General features: G+C 58.1%; 8 protein-coding genes and 3 pseudogenes. 6 read left to right on the top strand and 5 right to left on the bottom strand.

Annotated features, from left to right (window positions below; genetic code table 11):
* Nucleotides 1–237: 237 nt before the first annotated feature.
* Both LRP30_RS32050 and LRP30_RS32045 read right to left on the bottom strand, forming a co-directional pair.
* Nucleotides 238–1,428, bottom strand: a complete 1,191-nt coding sequence (locus LRP30_RS32050; protein WP_249757378.1) for a pyridoxal phosphate-dependent aminotransferase — start codon at nucleotides 1,426–1,428, stop codon at nucleotides 238–240.
* Nucleotides 1,429–1,925: 497 nt separating this feature from the next.
* Nucleotides 1,926–3,029, bottom strand: a complete 1,104-nt coding sequence (locus LRP30_RS32045; RefSeq protein WP_249757377.1) for an Ldh family oxidoreductase — start codon at nucleotides 3,027–3,029, stop codon at nucleotides 1,926–1,928.
* A gap of 2,025 nt (nucleotides 3,030–5,054) precedes the next feature.
* Here LRP30_RS32045 and LRP30_RS32040 point away from each other — a divergent pair.
* Nucleotides 5,055–7,499, top strand: a complete 2,445-nt coding sequence (locus LRP30_RS32040; RefSeq protein WP_249757376.1) for a CoA transferase — start codon at nucleotides 5,055–5,057, stop codon at nucleotides 7,497–7,499.
* A 376-nt stretch (nucleotides 7,500–7,875) separates the two neighbouring features.
* Nucleotides 7,876–9,083, top strand: a protein-coding gene (locus LRP30_RS32035) for an IS3 family transposase (RefSeq protein WP_249761876.1) whose coding sequence is annotated in 2 segments (ribosomal slippage) — nucleotides 7,876–8,152 and nucleotides 8,152–9,083 — 1,209 coding nt in all. Because the reading frame shifts where the segments join, the coding sequence is not laid out codon by codon here.
* An 869-nt stretch (nucleotides 9,084–9,952) separates the two neighbouring features.
* Here LRP30_RS32035 and ectB read toward each other — a convergent pair.
* Nucleotides 9,953–11,215: a diaminobutyrate--2-oxoglutarate transaminase gene (ectB, locus tag LRP30_RS32030; RefSeq protein WP_249761877.1), complete on the bottom strand. Its 1,263-nt coding sequence runs from the start codon at nucleotides 11,213–11,215 to the stop codon at nucleotides 9,953–9,955.
* Nucleotides 11,216–11,743: 528 nt separating this feature from the next.
* Nucleotides 11,744–12,951 (bottom strand): IS3 family transposase gene (locus LRP30_RS32025; protein ID WP_249761876.1). Its coding sequence is split into 2 segments (ribosomal slippage): nucleotides 11,744–12,675 and nucleotides 12,675–12,951, totalling 1,209 coding nucleotides; the frame shifts between segments, so codons are not numbered across the junction.
* A 1,094-nt stretch (nucleotides 12,952–14,045) separates the two neighbouring features.
* On the opposite strand from LRP30_RS32025, the pseudogene LRP30_RS32020 reads away from it, so the two are divergent.
* Nucleotides 14,046–14,441: pseudogene (locus LRP30_RS32020) on the top strand (IS30 family transposase); the annotation flags it as partial.
* Between the two features lie 108 nt (nucleotides 14,442–14,549).
* Here LRP30_RS32020 and LRP30_RS32015 read toward each other — a convergent pair.
* The gene (locus LRP30_RS32015; RefSeq protein ID WP_249757375.1) at nucleotides 14,550–14,783 is read right to left on the bottom strand and encodes a saccharopine dehydrogenase NADP-binding domain-containing protein; all 234 of its coding nucleotides are present in this window, start codon (nucleotides 14,781–14,783) and stop codon (nucleotides 14,550–14,552) included.
* A 263-nt stretch (nucleotides 14,784–15,046) separates the two neighbouring features.
* Here LRP30_RS32015 and LRP30_RS32010 point away from each other — a divergent pair, with 263 nt between their 5' ends.
* The 3 genes and pseudogenes from LRP30_RS32010 to LRP30_RS32000 all read left to right on the top strand — a co-directional run.
* Nucleotides 15,047–16,207 carry a Xaa-Pro peptidase family protein gene (locus LRP30_RS32010; protein WP_249757374.1) on the top strand — a complete coding sequence of 387 codons (1,161 nt, stop codon included), beginning with the start codon at nucleotides 15,047–15,049 and terminating at the stop codon, nucleotides 16,205–16,207.
* A gap of 448 nt (nucleotides 16,208–16,655) precedes the next feature.
* Nucleotides 16,656–17,781: pseudogene (locus LRP30_RS32005) on the top strand (IS3 family transposase).
* 408 nt (nucleotides 17,782–18,189) lie between these two features.
* Nucleotides 18,190–18,787 (top strand): annotated as a pseudogene (locus tag LRP30_RS32000) (reverse transcriptase domain-containing protein); the annotation flags it as partial.
* Nucleotides 18,788–18,867: the final 80 nt, after the last annotated feature.

Below are 18,867 nucleotides of genomic sequence, written 5' to 3'. Positions count from 1 at the left end.
CGAACCGGTCACGTTGAAATCTAAAACATCGCCTCGCGCTTGCCACCTAGCACCCCAGGAGACGGAACGCAGGCTTGAGCGGTGCGGCTTCGCGACCCGCCATGATTGGATGCAAGGTCGTTATCCTTGCTACTCTTCCCAAGACGGACCTGAGAAGAAAAACTTCGAGAGTGCCAGTTGATGAGATAACCTTATTTTGGTGAAAGCCGAAGATCGAGCAGCCAGAACGCCTTCCTGTCAGGAGACGGCCCGATGCCGGGCAGCTCGCTCCGCGTAACGGGAGAGTCGAAGGGCAGCCTCGTCGATCACCGCGTCGGCGGCCCCGAGGCTAATGCGCAAATAGCCGGTTGCGCTGTCACCAAAAGCGTCCGCGGGCAGGATTGCGACGCCCTCCTCGAGAAGGAGGCCCTTGGCGAAGTCGTAGGCCGAAAGACCGGTGGCGCGAGCATCCAACATCACGAACATGCCACCTTCCGGCCGGTGACAAGTCAGGACCGAAACCGTGTCGATCCAGTCACAAAGCCGGTCGCGCCGGCGGCGATAGGCGGCTTTCAGCTCGGGGACGCCGCGCGGAAGCTGCTCAAGCGTTATCACCGCCGCGTCCTGCAGAAACGTAGGAGTGCCGTACGTGGAACAGATGGCTATTTGACCGGCATGATCCGCCAATTGCTGCGGGCCGATCATCCAGCCGATACGCCATCCGGGCATCGCATGGGATTTGGAGAGGCTGCCGATGCAAATAGTGCGCTCCGCCATGCCCGAAAGCACTGAAGGTGAGACATGCCGCCCCTCATAAACGAGCTCGTCATAAACTTCGTCCGAAACCAACCAGAGATCGTGCTTGTGGCACAGCGTCGCTATGGTCGACAGTTCTTCTCTCGTATAAACCGCTCCGGTTGGATTATTGGGCGTTGCCAGAAAGATCGCGCAAGTTCGTGGACCGATAGAGGCTTCTATCTCGTCGATGAGCGGATGGAAGCCGTTTTTCGACGGCGAGCGGATGCTGACGATCTCGCCGCCGGCAGCGGCAATTGTGCCGGGATAAGTTGGATACATAGGCTCGGGAACCAACACTTGGTCGCCCGGCTCCACAATGCAGAGGGCGGCAGTGAGGAGCGCGTTCTGCGCGCCGATCGTGACTATGACCTGGTCGGCATCGATCGCCTGACCAGTCTTACGGGCATGAAGCCGCGAAATTGCCTCGCGGATCGGAATACTCCCTGCACTGGGGCTATAATTGGTTCGCCCGGCTGCCAGACTTTCATGCACAGCGTCGATAGCCACTTTCGGACTGGGGAAATCGGTGTTGCCGACCGTCAGTAAGATGATCCGTTCGCCGCGGATACGCTTCTCTGCAGCCATGAAATGTATGTCCCATGCCTTCGACATCTTGCCGACCATTTGGTGGATTCTGGATGCGTAACGCATGATAGCATTCCTCGCATGAACGTTTGCAAAGGGAGCGGCCTGGCAGATGGCCGTTGGAGATAGCGATTTGGGCGATCTCAATTGTTGAGCTGCTCGGTTAGAACGGGATTCCGTGAGGCTGGCAACATGCGGAGGCGCGCTCGGCATGCCAATTGCTATGTGCGAGGAAGCAAGTCCTGTGCTTTGGCGAGATCATAGGCGACACGCCCGGCAAGTAGGAGATATTCTGGTACCGACTGCCTTCGGTCACAACGATGATGAATCATCTTTGTGCAGTGCGTGTCGCGTTCGACTGGTAGGCGGAGTTTTCGCCCTAGGGATGGGCAGCGCTGGCTGGACGTAACAAGGCTGCAGGGCACTTGAGCTTCGAGGATACGGCCGATCTCCTGATCGTGATCGCCACGTAGTGCGCCCGCGGATGCCGCCATGAACTCGGCAGGCTCGTGCAGTTCTTCGTCGACAGAAACCCGACGATCGCCCTTTCCATTTTATGCCGTTCATGCAAGATCAAGTTCACCCATAAGCCCATAATCTCGCGAAAGTGTGCGCAGTCTGTCCCAAGTTGCGTCCTCGATCTCGATGCCATTTGTTGTACGCTCCTGCTCGCGCAAATGTCCGATCTCGCCGGGGTAGAACACGCCGGATGAGCCCTCTGATGGCGGTGTCGCTTTCAGGTAATAAGCGAAATCGGCGACCTCCTTCTTGAACTCATCAAGTCGGCGGAATGCGGCTACATTGAAGGCTGCCATGAAGCAGCTGTTGTTGTACCGGCCACTCGGCTCGACGTTGAGCCCAGGGCTAGTTAGCAGACTGCATAGTATTTCCACGATCGCAGCGAGGCCGCTGCCTTTGTAACCCTCGGTACCGCCGAGCGGCAGTAGTGTGCCGCCTTTGCGGTATTCGCGCGGATCGGTGGTAGATCTTCCCTCACCATCGACAATCCAGCCCTTGGGGATCTGCTCGCCGCGCGCAACCGCCAGGTCGATCCTACCGACGGCGACGGCCGAGGTCGCCATGTCGAGCAAAAACGGAGCCTTGAGATCGGAAGGCACCGCGATCGCGATCGGGTTGGTGCCAAGCCGCGCTTCGCGTCCGCCGAACGGCGCGACATATTTGAATGAGCGGCCGCAGCCGGCCGCCGCGATCCCGATCATGCCGGCGCTTGCCGCCATCAAGGGGTAGGCGGCGAGCCGTCCGACATGGCTTTGCCGGAACACCGTGCAGGCCGCGACATTGGCGATCTTTGCCTTTTCGATGGTCCGCGCCATCGCCTTGGCGTTGACATGGAAGCCAAAGCCCCAATGCCCGTCGATGACCGCCGTGGTCGGCGATTCCTGTACGATGGTCCACTCCGCGCCCGGCACAATATCCCCTGCTTTGATCCACTCAATGTACGTTGGAATGAGGACAACCCCATGGGAATCATGGCCCGCCAGGTTGGCATTGACGCAACCGCTTGCGACCGCTCGCGCCTCCTCGTCCGAGGCGCCGACCGCTCGTAGAAGCCCCACACAAATGCGGGTGAGGCGGTCGGCCTTCACGGTGATAAAGCGACTCTCTTTGCCCGGCGGGCGAGGCGTTGAGTTCCCAACTGCGCTCATAAGAACCCCTCAATCTTGATCATCTCCGGAACACTAAGATCGACACGCCACGCCATGCAAATTGCTTGCCGTCCGCATACCTCGCGCAGTCAGCTGGATCCGCAAGATGCATCGCACAGCGCAACAGGGAAGTATCAAACGAGGTTGTCTCAGTGAGTGAATGTGGAGCGATTAGCGAGTTGCCAGGCTTTACTTCTATCTGCGGCCGATCTGACATCACGGATTTCTACGCTAGTTTATCGCCGCGCTACGGTGCTCGCCGTACTGAGGTGCGCCGCATACGTATCTTCGGGGATGGCTGGCCCGCTTCCGTCGAGTTTACGACTTCCCGTCTTTAAACACACAAAGGTGACGTCGAGACATCATGACGGTCCACTTTCGCGCTAGACTTGAGCATCCTCTTGAGGATCATCAACGCTCCGGTGTCGTCGCGCCGGACGCGCTCGAGACCGAGCCTTCGTGATCGCGAGCCATGCTCCCCGATCCGATGGTGCTACCCCGGCTCTAGATACGCGTACAAACGAGCTAAGAGAGAACCTTTAACTCAAGCCGGGTACTCAATCCGTTCGCGCAGGCAGCTGTAAGCAGCTGGCCGCCAAAAGTGTCCTATCAGTTAAGCGGTATTCGACCTTGAGCACGTCAGGGTGGCCGAAGGACCAGTCGATCGGACTCTGCTCTCTAGCCGATCGGGATCAATCCCGCCTACTTGTGAGTTTCATTTTTATGGGCCGTCCGCCTTGGGCGCTTTCAGCACACGAGCATCGGATCCATACACTGGTCAGCTTTCCAAGGTTATAGCAGTATCATGACCTGGCGTCCTCAGAGAAGGGGCAGCGTCGACGGCGATGGTCAAGCGGACGTTGCGTTCATGGGGTCTTCGTCGCCGACCCTAAATCAGACCACATTGAACTCGACGCCCGGCGCGGGTGGTAACATCCGGCCATAATTGACCCTGTTATTTGCGCGACGCATATACTTCCACGCGTCGGACCGCGACTCTCGACCGCCGTTCTCATCGTTGCCAATGTGCCGCCGATCTCCGCATCAAGGGGCTGATGTTGACATTGGCAATGCCGCAGTCGCACCGACGCCCAGATGGGTAAATTTCGGCTTCGCGCAGGTCATCGGTGAAGATTGAGGACGAAAAGCCCTCTGGCAGTATGTGTTTTGATTCCAGCACACGATCGATGTTGCTGTAGCGCCTCACGTGCAACATGGGCGCGAAGGCCTCCTCCTCGACTTGGATTGATTTGGCGCTACCATTTCGACCAGGTCACGACGCCTATAGCACGCATCACCGGCCTGCTCCATCTCGCACGCGAACGACGCATTCTGGCGGGAGGCATTGATCGTGACTATTCACGGAAAGACTTCCCAATAAATTGAGAGTACGGAACGTGGTGAGAACGCACTCGGTTCTTGCGTGGAGCGCAACGAACGCTCGGCATGACTAGTCCATGGCGATCACACTCGATCGCACTCTTTACTTGAATTCTTGCTGGCACAAGAGCGGGTCCACTGAGCAGCCCTGTTACTGCCAAGGGGTGATCCGACACTATCTCTTGTGGTAGCTGCCCACAGCGAGGCAGCTAGTGTTTTATGGCTTCAAACAGGGGAAACGACCGATGCGACGGTAGCTGCACCAAGGCTTCGTTTCGTACGGAGTGTCTCCCGACACCGACTTGCAGCGGAAGCTCCTGGTGCGCCGTCAAGCTCAGAACCAGACGCGCAGGGTGGCCGACCAGCATCGTCGGCCGGGCATGCGCCAGAGGACTTAACTTTATGCACGAGAATCGGCTCCGAATCGCTCTGGGCGGCATGAGCGAACAGGAAAAGAGCGGCAGTCGGATAGCCAATGAAAAAGTACTCATTGATGCTCCATGTTCGGATCGAGAATCTTCGATTTACCCAAAACGTAATGGAAGGTAGTCAGCGCTAGTTGAGTGCGACACTTTGCGCGTGGCGACGAAATCGCATCGGGGAGTGAACAGCTTCGAAGCATCTACGGAGAAATGGAGAGTTTCAATGGGAGTGTTATCTCACCTGCGGGTTGTCGAAATAGGTAGCTCGGCCGGAACCAGCTATTGCACGCGGCTCTTTGCGGATTTCGGGGCCGATGTTCAGAAAGTCGAACCCCCAGCCGGCGATCCACTTCGCCACACCGCTCCATTTACGGCGAGTGGCCAGAGCGCCTGGTTCGCATTTTTAAATTTTAACAAGTCGAGCATCATCATCGATCCCAAGGAGCTAGATGCAGCTATCCGGCTCAGAACGTTGATCGAGAATTGCGATATTCTAGTCGATGGCCGGTATGTTGATCCTGCTGACTGCCCGTCGATAGATGTAGCAGAGATTCGCAAGCAGCGGCCCGACTTGATCTATGTCGAAATGAGCTGGTTCGGCAGGGACGGCGACTATGCGGGATTCGTCGCCACCGATTCGACCATTCGCGCGCTCGGCGGGCTGATCAAGCTTGTTGGACCGGTCGAGGGGCCGCCATTGCACGCACCGGATTTCCAAATGGGTGTTATAGCCGGCCTTTGGGGGTTCATCGCCGCTATGTGTTCGGAACTCACCCGAAAAAGGAGTGGGGGAGGGCGGTCGTGGTCTCTCAGCATTTTCGAATCGAGCCTCGCTTTAACCGAGTATCTCATGTGTGAGGCGTTTACGCGCGGCGACGTTATGCACCGGATGGGCATTAACCGCTTCTGGCCCAGTTTTCCGACCGGCATTTACGAAACAAAAAAAGGTTACCTTGGCGTTACGTTGCACACGCCAGCTCAGTGGCGATCATTCTGTGATATGCTCCGTCTGGTCGAGTTGCCTGATGATCCGTCGCTCTTGCTCGGCGAAGATCGTCTGCATCACATGGACAAAATCGACGCACATTTTGTGCCGAGATTGAAGACGCAGACAGCGCAGGATTGGTTCGCGGAGGGACTGAAACGGAAAATCCCAATCGTTCCGCTGCCTGAAATACCCGATTTGCTCCAAGACGCGGAGAAGAAGGCGCGAGGCGCGATCGTACCTGTCGTGTTTGCCGGAGAAAATGGCCTGACGGTTGGCTCGGCGCAGCGACTGACTTTGACGCCACCGCGTCAGGGCGGAAAGGTACCGTCTCCGGGCGAGCAGCAGCCCTTTACGAATCCGCAAAGGCACCTGCCCCAGACCGCGTCGACGTCGCCTGGCCCCATCGATCCCGATAGGTTGCCCTTGCATGGCATTCGCGTGATCGACTTTTCGATGGGGTGGGCGGGCCCATTGTGTACGCGCACGCTCGCTGATCTAGGCGCTGACGTCATCAAGATCGAGGCCATTCAATATCCGGATTGGTTTCGCGGCGTTGATCGGCGACCTGCTTACGTGAACGGCCAAATGTACGAAAAGACGCAGCGCTTCTGCATATTGAACCGTAACAAGCGCGGTATCACACTTGACCTGAAGCGGCCGCAAGGCGCCGCTCTTGCCAAACGGCTCGTTGCGGGAGCCGATGTCGTCGTCGACAATTATTCAGTTGATGTCTTGACGAGGCTCGGGCTTGGCTACGATGTACTCAAACAGCTCAACCGGCGGCTCGTCATGATGTCAATGTCAGCCTTCGGGATGAATAGCGTGCATCGCGATTGCCGAGCTTACGGTTCGACGCTCGAGCAGGGGTCTGGCTTGCCGGCCGTGATCGGAAGCTCGGACGGGCCACCCGTGATGAGCCACACCGCCTTTGGAGATCCCGTCGGCGGCTTGAACGGTTGTGCTGCAGTTCTAGTGGCTTTGCTTCATGCCCGCAACACGGGGCAGGGACAGTTCATTGATCTAGCACAGATCGAATGCATGATGCCGTTCGCAGCCCCATGGGTCACCGTCGAGTCCACCGGAGGGACGGCGATCAGATACGGCAATCGACATCCTCAGTTTGTGCCTCACGGCTGCTTCCGATGTAGGGGGGAGGACAGCTGGATCATGATAGCGGTGACCGATACGGACATGTGGCATAGGCTTGCGCTGCTTATTGGTCGCCCTGATTGGGCAGAGGAAGCGTCGCTGAAATTTGTGGAAGCTCGCCGGGCTATTGAGAAGGTTCTCGAGAGAGAGATCGCGGCTTGGACTCTCTCCCGCAATGCGGATGAGGCCATGTCCAATTTGCAGGCCGCAAAGGTTGCAGCGGGCGTGGCCCGCTTGCCGATTGACTTGCTCAATGATCCGCACCTCGAGTCACGTGGGTTTCTGCAGAGATCTGAACGCGCTTTCATAGGCTCGCATCTGCAGCCTTCGATGCCAATTCGCGAGGGTGTGAGACCCTATGCGATCCGCACAGCTGCCCCGACACTAGGACAGCATAACAGAGAGATCTTATCGGAGCTGCTCGGCCTCTCCGACGCCGAGATCATAGAATTGGCAGATGCAGGCATAATCGGTGAAAAGATGCTTTCGGAAAAAGAACTCGCACGAGTGAACAACCTGTCCTCGGACTGACGCGATTGCCTACGATCCATTGAGGCGCATCCGGTTTAGCAGATCGGCCAGCCCCTAGCGAGAGAGTCAAAGAGGAATGCAAACAGGCCGTCGAGCCCTCGTCCTCTCCAAATCTTAGCCGACAATCTGGCAGCGAGGTCATTTCTCTAGCCGCACGCGGAGCGCTAATTCTGGGAACGCTCTGCGGCGCTACCGCCGAGCGGTCTCTCACCGTAAATTCGGATTTATCAGGCTTGGACGAGCCTCTAGGTAATTGCCCAGCTGAACTACCTAATTGGGAGCAAGTTCGAATCCGCCCTGAGTGAAATGGACCCCGGTTTTGGGACCAGAGGCTAAGTTGGAAAAGGGCCGCTCCGTTTGATAGACGGAGGGCATGATGACAAAGAAGACACGACGGAAGATCGACGCGGCGTTGAAGGCGAAGATTGCGCTGGAAGCGGTGCGGGAGCAGGCGACGGTGGCCGATCTGGCCCTGCGCTATGAGGTTCAGCCGAACCAGATCTATGCCTGGAAGAAGCAGCTGCTGGACCAAGCGGCCCGGGCTTTTGACGCGGGTGTCGAGCGCGAGAGCGAGGAAGCGCGCGAACGCGAGATCGAGAAGCTGCACGCCAAGATCGGACAACTGACAGTCGAGCGCGATTTTTTAGCGCGGAGGTCCGGAAGATGAGCACGCCGGACCGTCGAGGAATGCTCGATCGCGCCGACCAGGCGCTGTCGATCCGCCGGCAAAGCATGTTGCTTGGCATCGCCCGTTCTGGGGTCTACCGGCCGCCACGGCCGGCCAACGACCTTGCCCTGATGCGGCGGATCGACGAGCTGTTCACCGCCTGGCCATTCCTGGGCTCGCGGCGAATGACCGTGATGCTGAAGGCTGAGGGCCTTCAGGTCAATCGCAAACGCGTGCAGCGGTTGATGCGCAAGATGGGCATCGCGGCGCTGGGACCGAAGCCGAACACGACAAAGCCGGCGCCGGGCCACAAGATCTATCCCTATCTGCTGCGCAACATGACGATCGACCGGCCGAACCAAGTGTGGGCGGCCGACATCACGTATCTGCCCATCGGCCGCGGCTTTCTCTATCTCGTCGCCATCATCGACTGGGCGAGCCGTGCGGTTCTGGCGTGGCGGTTGTCGAATACGATGGACGTCTCGTTCTGCGTGGCGGCTCTGGAAGAGGCGCTGGCGAAGTACGGCACGCCGGCGATTTTCAACACCGACCAGGGCAGCCAGTTCACCAGCGTGGCCTTCACCGGCGCGCTGGCGGCCGCAAAGATCAAGATCTCCATGGATGGCCGCGGTCGTTGGATGGACAACGTCTTCATCGAGCGGCTGTGGCGGTCTCTCAAGCATGAGGACATCTATCTCAAGGGCTATGCCGACGGCCGCGAGGCCAAGGCAGGGATCGCGAGCTGGATCACCTTCTACAACGACCGTCGCCTTCATCAGTCCCTCGGCTATCGCACGCCGATGGCGGTCTGGCGCGAACGGATGCAGACCGCGAAGGCTGCGGACATGGTGGACAACGCTCACGCGTTGACCACATGCCCACAGCAACAGCAGCAGACAGAATCTCTGGCTGCGTGATAGAAAGGAATCAGGAGCGATCAGTTTCCAACTAACAAGCCGGTTCAACCGGTCCCGCTCCGCGGGTCCATTTCAGAACTTCAGATGAGCATCGCTGATGGACCCGGAGCCATCGCCTGTGCAGAACCTCCAAAGTGGTTGAGCGGGGTCGATTTTTGGGACGGAGCAGCGTTTGAGATTGCACATTTTTTGGTTTGAAGCTGGAAAGCTACAGATTCATTTTTGCGATTGATCGGATAGTAGGACGTTTCGTGGCGCCACCCTCGCACACCACCGGGCATGCGGCTCCGTACCGCGGCGGTTGATCAAGTAAGCCGGCACAAGCATGAAGATCCGGGAGAGACCAAGAGAGTTGAACACATGGTTTGTAGGGCGTATTGAGTCGCCGGGTGTCCGGACATGCGCAGGAGTCCCGTCGGTGAAGCCGCGGTGACCGATGCGGCGCACTTCGCGATGCCGAGGCGGCGAAGCTCCGGGAATCGGTTATGCCCGTTCCGCCATTGCCGCCAGAGATACAAACGCAGTCTCCGGCGGATTCAAGTTGCGAAGTTTGTTGGAACGCGCGGGGTCTGACGGAAGCCGAAGTACCCGCGCCATCAGATGATGGTATGGTTTGCTGCAAGCTGATCTCTCGCGTTCTTTTGTTCACCAGCAGAGTGACGACCTCACGCTGATTGGATGGACCGAAACGGATGTTTTCGGCGCCATCGCATGCGCACAGCAATTCGCCACATCCTCTGTGGATCCGCTGAAGCGCCCTGAGCCCTTCCTGCTGACCTGCCAATGATTTTTGATCCCGCCGGAATCGCTAAAGTCTGTAGTCGCTGGGCATTTCCGTCTCTTACTGTTCAGATAAATTGGAAGTAAGGTCACGCTGCCGGAACTTGATTCAACGTTTCCGCCAGGGAGTCCTCGAATATCTCAAGTCCCTGACTTAGTGTCTCAGAATCGATCGTGAGCGCGGGCAACAATTTCAAAACTTGGTCGGCGGGGCCGCATCGTTCAACAATCAATCCCTTGTCAAACGCCTTGCGTGCCGTAGTCTCCGCAATTTCAGCCGTTTGGCAATCAAAGCCCCATGCCATGCCCCGCCCTCGAACATCGAAACGATTCCCCAGGTTGAATGAAATGGCCTCAAGTCGGTGTCGCAGGAAATTTCCCATGCGATGAACATCCTGGGAGAACGTCCGACAGCGCCAATAGATATTTATAGCTGCAGTTGCAGATACAAGCGCAAGGTTATTTCCTCGAAAGGTACTAGTATGCTCTCCGGGCTGCCACGCGTCGGCTGCCTCTTTGATCAACAACATTGATAGTGGCAGACCGTAACCACTTAGCGATTTCGACAGTACGACGATATCCGGCGAGAGCCCCGCGAACTCAAAGCTAAAGAATTCACCCGTGCGGCCACAACCCATCTGGACGTCGTCGACTATGAAAAGAGCACCAGCCTCCTTTGCTATGGACTGAATTGATTGCAACCATTCTCTGCAAGCAACGTTTACGCCCCCTTCTCCTTGCACAGTTTCAACGAGAATGGCAGCCGGAGCATCGGTACCGCTGCTCTGATCCAGCAATACCTTTCGCATGTAGTCCGCCGTATCAACAGCCGGCCCAAAATAACCATCGTACGGCATAAAGGTTACGCCAGACAAAGAAACCCCGCTCGCTGTGCGATGAAAGCGATTCCCGGTCGCAGCAACCGCTCCTAGGCTCAGGCCATGATATCCACGTGTGAATGAAATGATATTTTGACGCCCTGTAACCTTGCGTGCGAGTTTTAATGCTGCTTCGACGGCATTAGCACCCGTTGGCCCCACGAATTGAAACCGGTATTTCAGGCCCCGTTCGTGTAGTATAACAGAGCTGAAGGTCTGCATGAATTCGAGCTTTGCAGGAGTCGCCATGTCGAGCCCGTGGACGACGGCATCCGATGCTAGATACTCGGCAATAGCCGCCTTGAGCTGGTGATTGTTGTGGCCATAGTTAAGCGCTCCAGCACCAGAAAGGAAGTCAATGACCTTTCGACCATTCTGCGTTAGCAGAATGGAGCCACGCGCTCGGCTAAAAAGTGACGGAAACAAACGTGAGTATAGGCGAACGCCGGATTCTAGAGATTCGAACGCTTGCATACTAGTGGACTCGCCGATCACTTCACTCATGCTGTATCCTTCGCAAGTAAGTCGCTGGTCAAGCGAGCGCGCGTCTCATAGGCACCAATGACTGCCGTTGAGATGCGCTGCGGCGTGTGTCCATGTGAACGACATGTAACTTCGAGAACTGCAGCAATCACTTAACCGAAGATAGGAGGTCAGAAAACTACTAACTCTGGTCGGATGGACGATTTGAGATACGCATGGCTCGATCTAGGCGTTCTCTTTCGAGACCTGAAGGTGCCAGTTTTTAACGAGCGGTTCTGAGCTGGCGGCAACCGAGCGCGCTATACGGATGAGGTGATTAGGCGCTGTGGTTTTGCCGGCACGTGGATCACCTCGATGTAGTTGAATCTGAAACCTGCGATGACCTTCGGCAATTGATTTGTGCCTTTGAGCCGCCGCCAGCTCCGTGATGTGGCGATCATCTTGTGAAATGGACCCGCGGAGCGGGACCGGTTGAACCGGCTTGTTAGTTGGAAACTGATCGCTCCTGATTCCTTTCTATCACGCAGCCAGAGATTCTGTCTGCTGCTGTTGCTGTGGGCATGTGGTCAACGCGTGAGCGTTGTCCACCATGTCCGCAGCCTTCGCGGTCTGCATCCGTTCGCGCCAGACCGCCATCGGCGTGCGATAGCCGAGGGACTGATGAAGGCGACGGTCGTTGTAGAAGGTGATCCAGCTCGCGATCCCTGCCTTGGCCTCGCGGCCGTCGGCATAGCCCTTGAGATAGATGTCCTCATGCTTGAGAGACCGCCACAGCCGCTCGATGAAGACGTTGTCCATCCAACGACCGCGGCCATCCATGGAGATCTTGATCTTTGCGGCCGCCAGCGCGCCGGTGAAGGCCACGCTGGTGAACTGGCTGCCCTGGTCGGTGTTGAAAATCGCCGGCGTGCCGTACTTCGCCAGCGCCTCTTCCAGAGCCGCCACGCAGAACGAGACGTCCATCGTATTCGACAACCGCCACGCCAGAACCGCACGGCTCGCCCAGTCGATGATGGCGACGAGATAGAGAAAGCCGCGGCCGATGGGCAGATACGTGATGTCGGCCGCCCACACTTGGTTCGGCCGGTCGATCGTCATGTTGCGCAGCAGATAGGGATAGATCTTGTGGCCCGGCGCCGGCTTTGTCGTGTTCGGCTTCGGTCCCAGCGCCGCGATGCCCATCTTGCGCATCAACCGCTGCACGCGTTTGCGATTGACCTGAAGGCCCTCAGCCTTCAGCATCACGGTCATTCGCCGCGAGCCCAGGAATGGCCAGGCGGTGAACAGCTCGTCGATCCGCCGCATCAGGGCAAGGTCGTTGGCCGGCCGTGGCGGCCGGTAGACCCCAGAACGGGCGATGCCAAGCAACATGCTTTGCCGGCGGATCGACAGCGCCTGGTCGGCGCGATCGAGCATTCCTCGACGGTCCGGCGTGCTCATCTTCCGGACCTCCGCGCTAAAAAATCGCGCTCGACTGTCAGTTGTCCGATCTTGGCGTGCAGCTTCTCGATCTCGCGTTCGCGCGCTTCCTCGCTCTCGCGCTCGACACCCGCGTCAAAAGCCCGGGCCGCTTGGTCCAGCAGCTGCTTCTTCCAGGCATAGATCTGGTTCGGCTGAACCTCATAGCGCAGGGCCAGATCGGCCACCGTCGCCTGCTCCCGCACCGCTTCCAGCGCAATCTTCGCCTTCAACGCCGCGTCGATCTTCCGTCGTGTCTTCTTTGTCATCATGCCCTCCGTCTATCAAACGGAGCGGCCCTTTTCCAACTTAGCCTCTGGTCCCAAAACCGGGGTCCATTTCAGTTCCCCACATGCCTTAGCAAAGTTCAAAAAGCTTGCGTGGTGACGGGTCAATGCCTCTGCGCCGGTCTCGGTAACACGCAATGTTTCGCTGATGACGTAGCCGAAATCCTCCTCGATTCAGTTGCCCAGCATCAGATGGAACGCGGCTTCAACTCTGTCATGTCCCCTCCCTCAGGTGGGTATCCCATTTGGCATCGACTGGAGTGAGCCTACCGCGAGCACAGCGGGATTCGTTTTTGAAGCCATGTTTTTCAATCGTTCGATAGAACGCGCATGCAACGTCGCTACAGGTTGCACCGGGCCGGACGGCGTTCAGGGCAGCCTCCAGACCGACTACATACACCGGGAATCGCCAACAACTACTCCGGTAAATCCCGAAGGAAAGGCGGGACTATCGACGGGATCGAGGAGCTGACCGGGGCTTTAGACCGGGTTTTCCCTGCAGTAATGTTCCTTTCGCGGTCGAGGGCAGATGGTGTGCATCGAGGTGCTCGCGCCCGTTGTGTCACAAGCCCCACCTTTTCTGGACAGTTGTCGGCCTAATGGAGCTGACGGCACGTGAATGCCTCATCCGGCTGCCTCACCGATACCGCGCCGGGATTGTAGATCTGACCGAACCGATTGCTGAGGAAGTCCGACAGTGTGATCTCTTCCTGTCGGACAAAAACCTTTGCCGACAATCTCTTGCGCCAGAAGGTTCGAAGACGGTAGAAATGCTCGCGGCGGTCGTGGTCTGAATCGCACTCAGTCTTCGCCCCGCAATAACTCCAGCGTAGATCTTGTTTGCGTAAGTTGAACCTCCTCCGAATTGATGGCCACCTGTAGTAGGCTAAGAGCCAGGAGGTGTCGGATGGAAGGACGTCAACGTGGTCGTTTACGGACGACTACAAGCGGCAAGCAGTTGATCTCGTAGCGTCGAGTGGGCGCTCGATCGGATCTATTGCCAAGGAGCTTGGCCTCCGCGATTCCGTGCTGCGGCGGTGGGTGGAGCAGCGAGGGGCCCGGCGGACCACGCGGCAGAAATCGCCCGACGCTTGCCGATCGACTTCCCGGACGACAAGGCGATACGCATCAGCCACGAAGCTATCTATCAAGCCCTCTTCGTTCAGGGCCGTGGGGCGCTACGCCGCGAACTGAAGGCCTGCTTGCGAACAGGGCGTGTGTTACGGATGCCCAGAGCACGCGTACGCAGGCGAGGTAAGGGCTTTGTCTCGCCGGAGATCATGATCAGTGAGCGCCCCGCTGAAGCGGCCGATCGAGCAGTGCCGGGACATTGGGAGGGAGACATTATCCTCGGTCTTGGCAGCTCGGCAATCGGCACGCTGGTCGAGCGCACGACGCGCTTCACGATGCTCTTGCACCTTCCACGGTTGGCGGGGCATGGCGAAGCTCCGCGCGCGAAGAACGGATGCGCGTTCGGCGTTTCGAGCAAGAGCCTGGACTTTCTTTGTGGTGGTGACATCCTCAGCTAAATAGGAGACAGTGCGCATCTGCCTTGAGAGCAGCCTCTGCGAGGTATGCGGTCAAATCGAAGGGAAAGGCCGAAAGCACAGCGAATTTCGGTCGATCGTGGCCAGCAGACTCGCCTGGTCCGTGATGTCTAGCATCACACTAGAAATCGTCGGATGGTGGTCGATCTCGGCGAGCTGCTCGCCACTGCGGTCGACGACCGTCACTTTGTAATCGCCGGTTTCGGCTAGCATCGTTGCAATCGCGCCACCGATCTTGCCTGCACTGACGAGTATAATCTCTTTCATGTTCCGATCCTTATTGCTCCTTGCATCGTGATGAGTTTCGTCATCGATTTGACGATTCATAACAACATCAGGCGCAATTAGGCCTACCTGCTCTGGCAGATTGACGAGGATGTAGACATTCCGGAATAGTTCTCATGTCCGTAACGGGCAAAAGGAAAACGATTGGCGCGCCCAGCCGTGAAATCCCGTGTGCCGGTGTTGACACTCGCAGGACCACGAACGCTCGGACGAGCCGACGTTGCCGACACCAATGGAGGTGGTGCATGAGCACGAAAATCTCGGCGATTCCTTTAACTGGTGTTCCATTTCCGAAGTCGGAGTACGAACGTCGGCAGCAGAGGGTGCTTGCGGCAATGGTGCGCGCTGAGCTTGGCGCACTGTTGGTCACAGCGCACGGTCATCTCCGATACCTCACCGGATACGATGGGCGTGGCGGATACTTCGCGCCCTTCCCATTCATCCTTCTACCGGGGCGGGCGGCAACATACGTTGTCCGAGAGTATGAGGTACAAGCGGTTAGAGCGAGCAGTTGTATTGACGAGATCATTCCTTATACGCAAGAGCGCGACTTTGCCATGGTGTGCGCCGAAGTCCTTCGGCGATATAAACTGCAGTGGCCAAGGATCGGCCTCGAGCTTGGCTGCTGGAACCTAGCGCCGGTCGATGTGAGTGCGCTTCAGGCGCAACTTCCCGAGTTGCAGGTCGTCGATGCAACTCGTCTGGTCGCCTCAGTCGCAGCCGTGAAAAGCGAACTGGAGCTTGAGGCCATGCGCGGCGCGATAGCGATGACCGACCTGGCCGTGCGCACGTTTCAGAGCTCACTGCGCGGCGGCGCGACCGAATTGGAGGTGGCCGCGAATATCGAGGCGAAGATCAAGAGTGCAGGCGGCGAACTTCGGCCGAACTACACTTTGGTATTCGGCGAGCGGACAAGGATACCGCATGGGGCCCCCGCGCATCACCCAATCAAAGACAATGAGCCCGCCATGATCGAAATCGGCGGCTCGAAACACGGATACACCGCAGGGCTAGTCCGGGGTGCGGTCCTCGGTCGGCATCCTGCGACCGAATCTCTGCACGCTCTGGCCTTGGAGGCTCTCGAAGCCGCAATTGTCGCGATCAAACCGGGTGTGGCCGCGGATGCAGTGGACGCCGCCGCACGCAAGGTGATCCAGCGATCTAGGCGCCCACGCGTATTTCGCCATCGAACCGGATATCAAACCGGCATTCATTGGTTGGAACGAGGTAACTTGAGCTTGGAGCCGGGTGCGGAGGACATACTTGAGACCGGCATGACCTTGCATCTGCCGATCATTCTGTTCAGCGAAAGCGGCTACTTGTTTGGGTGCAGCCAACACGTCGTGGTGACGAAGGGCGGTGCGGAAATACTCGGCCGTACACCACACACGCTTTACCGCGCATGATTGTCGGTTTGGAAGTATGAACAAGCACAGTGTTCAAGGTTTGCAGTATCTGCAGAGTCACGCATCCGCATGGCGTCGCTATCTCAACCGTAGTCGCGCGACTCAATTACATCGAAACGGGAATAGTCGAGACGGGCATTTACATTCTCATCGGTCTAAAGAGACTAGTGATTAGCGGTAGGTTGAGGGAAACCCCTCGCACGGGCGCAAAACGGTGTTCGTGAAGCGTGACTTTGAACGGGCGGCCACAAGGGGCCGAGTCGACCGTCTCGCTCACGCCTTCGGACCTTTCAGAAGCGTTGGATTCCAACGCTGGGGCATTTCCGATGAGACGGTGTCGAACAAAGCATGCTCTCAGAGCAAGCTTAATCTCCTGAAATGGACCCCGGTTTTGGGACCAGAGGCTAAGTTGGAAAAGGGCCGCTCCGTTTGATAGACGGAGGGCATGATGACAAAGAAGACACGACGGAAGATCGACGCGGCGTTGAAGGCGAAGATTGCGCTGGAAGCGGTGCGGGAGCAGGCGACGGTGGCCGATCTGGCCCTGCGCTATGAGGTTCAGCCGAACCAGATCTATGCCTGGAAGAAGCAGCTGCTGGACCAAGCGGCCCGGGCTTTTGACGCGGGTGTCGAGCGCGAGAGCGAGGAAGCGCGCGAACGCGAGATCGAGAAGCTGCACGCCAAGATCGGACAACTGACAGTCGAGCGCGATTTTTTAGCGCGGAGGTCCGGAAGATGAGCACGCCGGACCGTCGAGGAATGCTCGATCGCGCCGACCAGGCGCTGTCGATCCGCCGGCAATGCATGTTGCTTGGCATCGCCCGTTCTGGGGTCTACCGGCCGCCACGGCCGGCCAACGACAACGACCTTGCCCTGATGCGGCGGATCGACGAGCTGTTCACCGCCTGGCCATTCCTGGGCTCGCGGCGAATGACCGTGATGCTGAAGGCTGAGGGCCTTCAGGTCAATCGCAAACGCGTGCAGCGGTTGATGCGCAAGATGGGCATCGCGGCGCTGGGACCGAAGCCGAACACGACAAAGCCGGCGCCGGGCCACAAGATCTATCCCTATCTGCTGCGCAACATGACGATCGACCGGCCGAACCAAGTGTGGGCGGCCGACATCACGTATCTGCCCATCGGCCGCGGCTTTCTCTATCTCGTCGCCACCATCGACTGGGCGAGCCGTGCGGTTCTGGCGTGGCGGTTGTCGAATACGATGGACGTCTCGTTCTGCGTGGCGGCTCTGGAAGAGGCGCTGGCGAAGTACGGCACGCCGGCGATTTTCAACACCGACCAGGGCAGCCAGTTCACCAGCGTGGCCTTCACCGGCGCGCTGGCGGCCGCAAAGATCAAGATCTCCATGGATGGCCGCGGTCGTTGGATGGACAACGTCTTCATCGAGCGGCTGTGGCGGTCTCTCAAGCATGAGGACATCGTGTGCTGTGGAAGTCAGGCTTCGGCATGAAGTCTGACGAAGCTTTGTCAGAGATGGAGGAGGGCCCTCCGAAGTCGGCCTGCAGGGGAAGACTTCAAACCAGTCCGAGCTGCGAGGGTAAAGAGCCCTGGTGGTGAGCGTTGGAAGAAAAGGCGGAGGAAACTCCGTCACGTGAGGTCCGAGGAGACGAACGTAAGTAAACCGCTGATGACGTGTCGTAACATGTTCTATCGACGTCGAAACCGGGATCAGGATGTCTATCCCGCGAGCAAGGGTTGGGGGGCAGCCTGCTGACTGCCCAACCGGCGTCCGGCATGAAGGCGGCGTGACCTCGGATCAGGCTTTGACAAGGAACACAGGAACCTGTCGCTCCGATGTGAAGGGAGGACTCCAAGCGGCCCGTCGCCGCAAGGAGCAGAGTACCGATGCGGAGCACAGGGGCGGAAACGCCCGTATTAGGGACGAAGGTGCTGTAATGGCACTGGACCGAAGGGGCGTTGTCATCCGGCTTTACGCGGCCGACAACCCGAAAGGGGATGATCGGCATGAGTAAGGCCAAGCCGTTTTGTATTGCCAAACGCGATGTGTGGGAGGCGTATAAGCAAGTGAAGGCGAACCAAGGGGCGGCTGGTGTTGATGGGCAGTCGATCGAAGACTTCGACCGGGACCTGAGTAAGAATCTCTATCGAATCTGGAATCGGATGAGCTCAGGCAGCTACTTTCCGCCTCCGGTGCGGCGCGTTGACATACCGAAGGGCGAAGCTGGCAGCACGCGACCGTTGGGAATACCAACGGTCTCGGAAGATCGCCCAGATGGTGGTCAAGCGTTATCTTGAATCGATCCTGGAGCCCGTGTTCCACATGGATTCCTATGGGTATCGGCCAGGAAAATCAGCGCATGATGCACTGGCTGTGGCTCGGCGTCGATGCTGGAGCCACGATTGGGTGCTCGACCTCGACATCAAGAGCTTCTTCGACGAAATCGATTGGAGCCTCCTGATGAAGGCCGTGCGCCGCCACACCGACTGCAAATGGGTTTTGCTCTACCTGCAAAGGTGGTTGGAAGCGCCCGTGAGCATGCCGGACGGAAGCTTGGTCAAGCGCACGAGAGGAACGCCGCAGGGGGCTGTCCTTACTCCCCTTACGCAAAAGGTAACTTCACCTTCGATCGGGTGATTTGTGGGTGGCGCAGAGGGCCAACTGTGCTCGACCTGCGTCTTAAA

The sequence above is a fragment of the Bradyrhizobium sp. C-145 genome, from assembly GCF_023375135.1.
GTDB lineage: Bacteria > Pseudomonadota > Alphaproteobacteria > Rhizobiales > Xanthobacteraceae > Bradyrhizobium > Bradyrhizobium zhanjiangense.
This window is presented reverse-complemented; position numbering and strand designations above follow the sequence as displayed.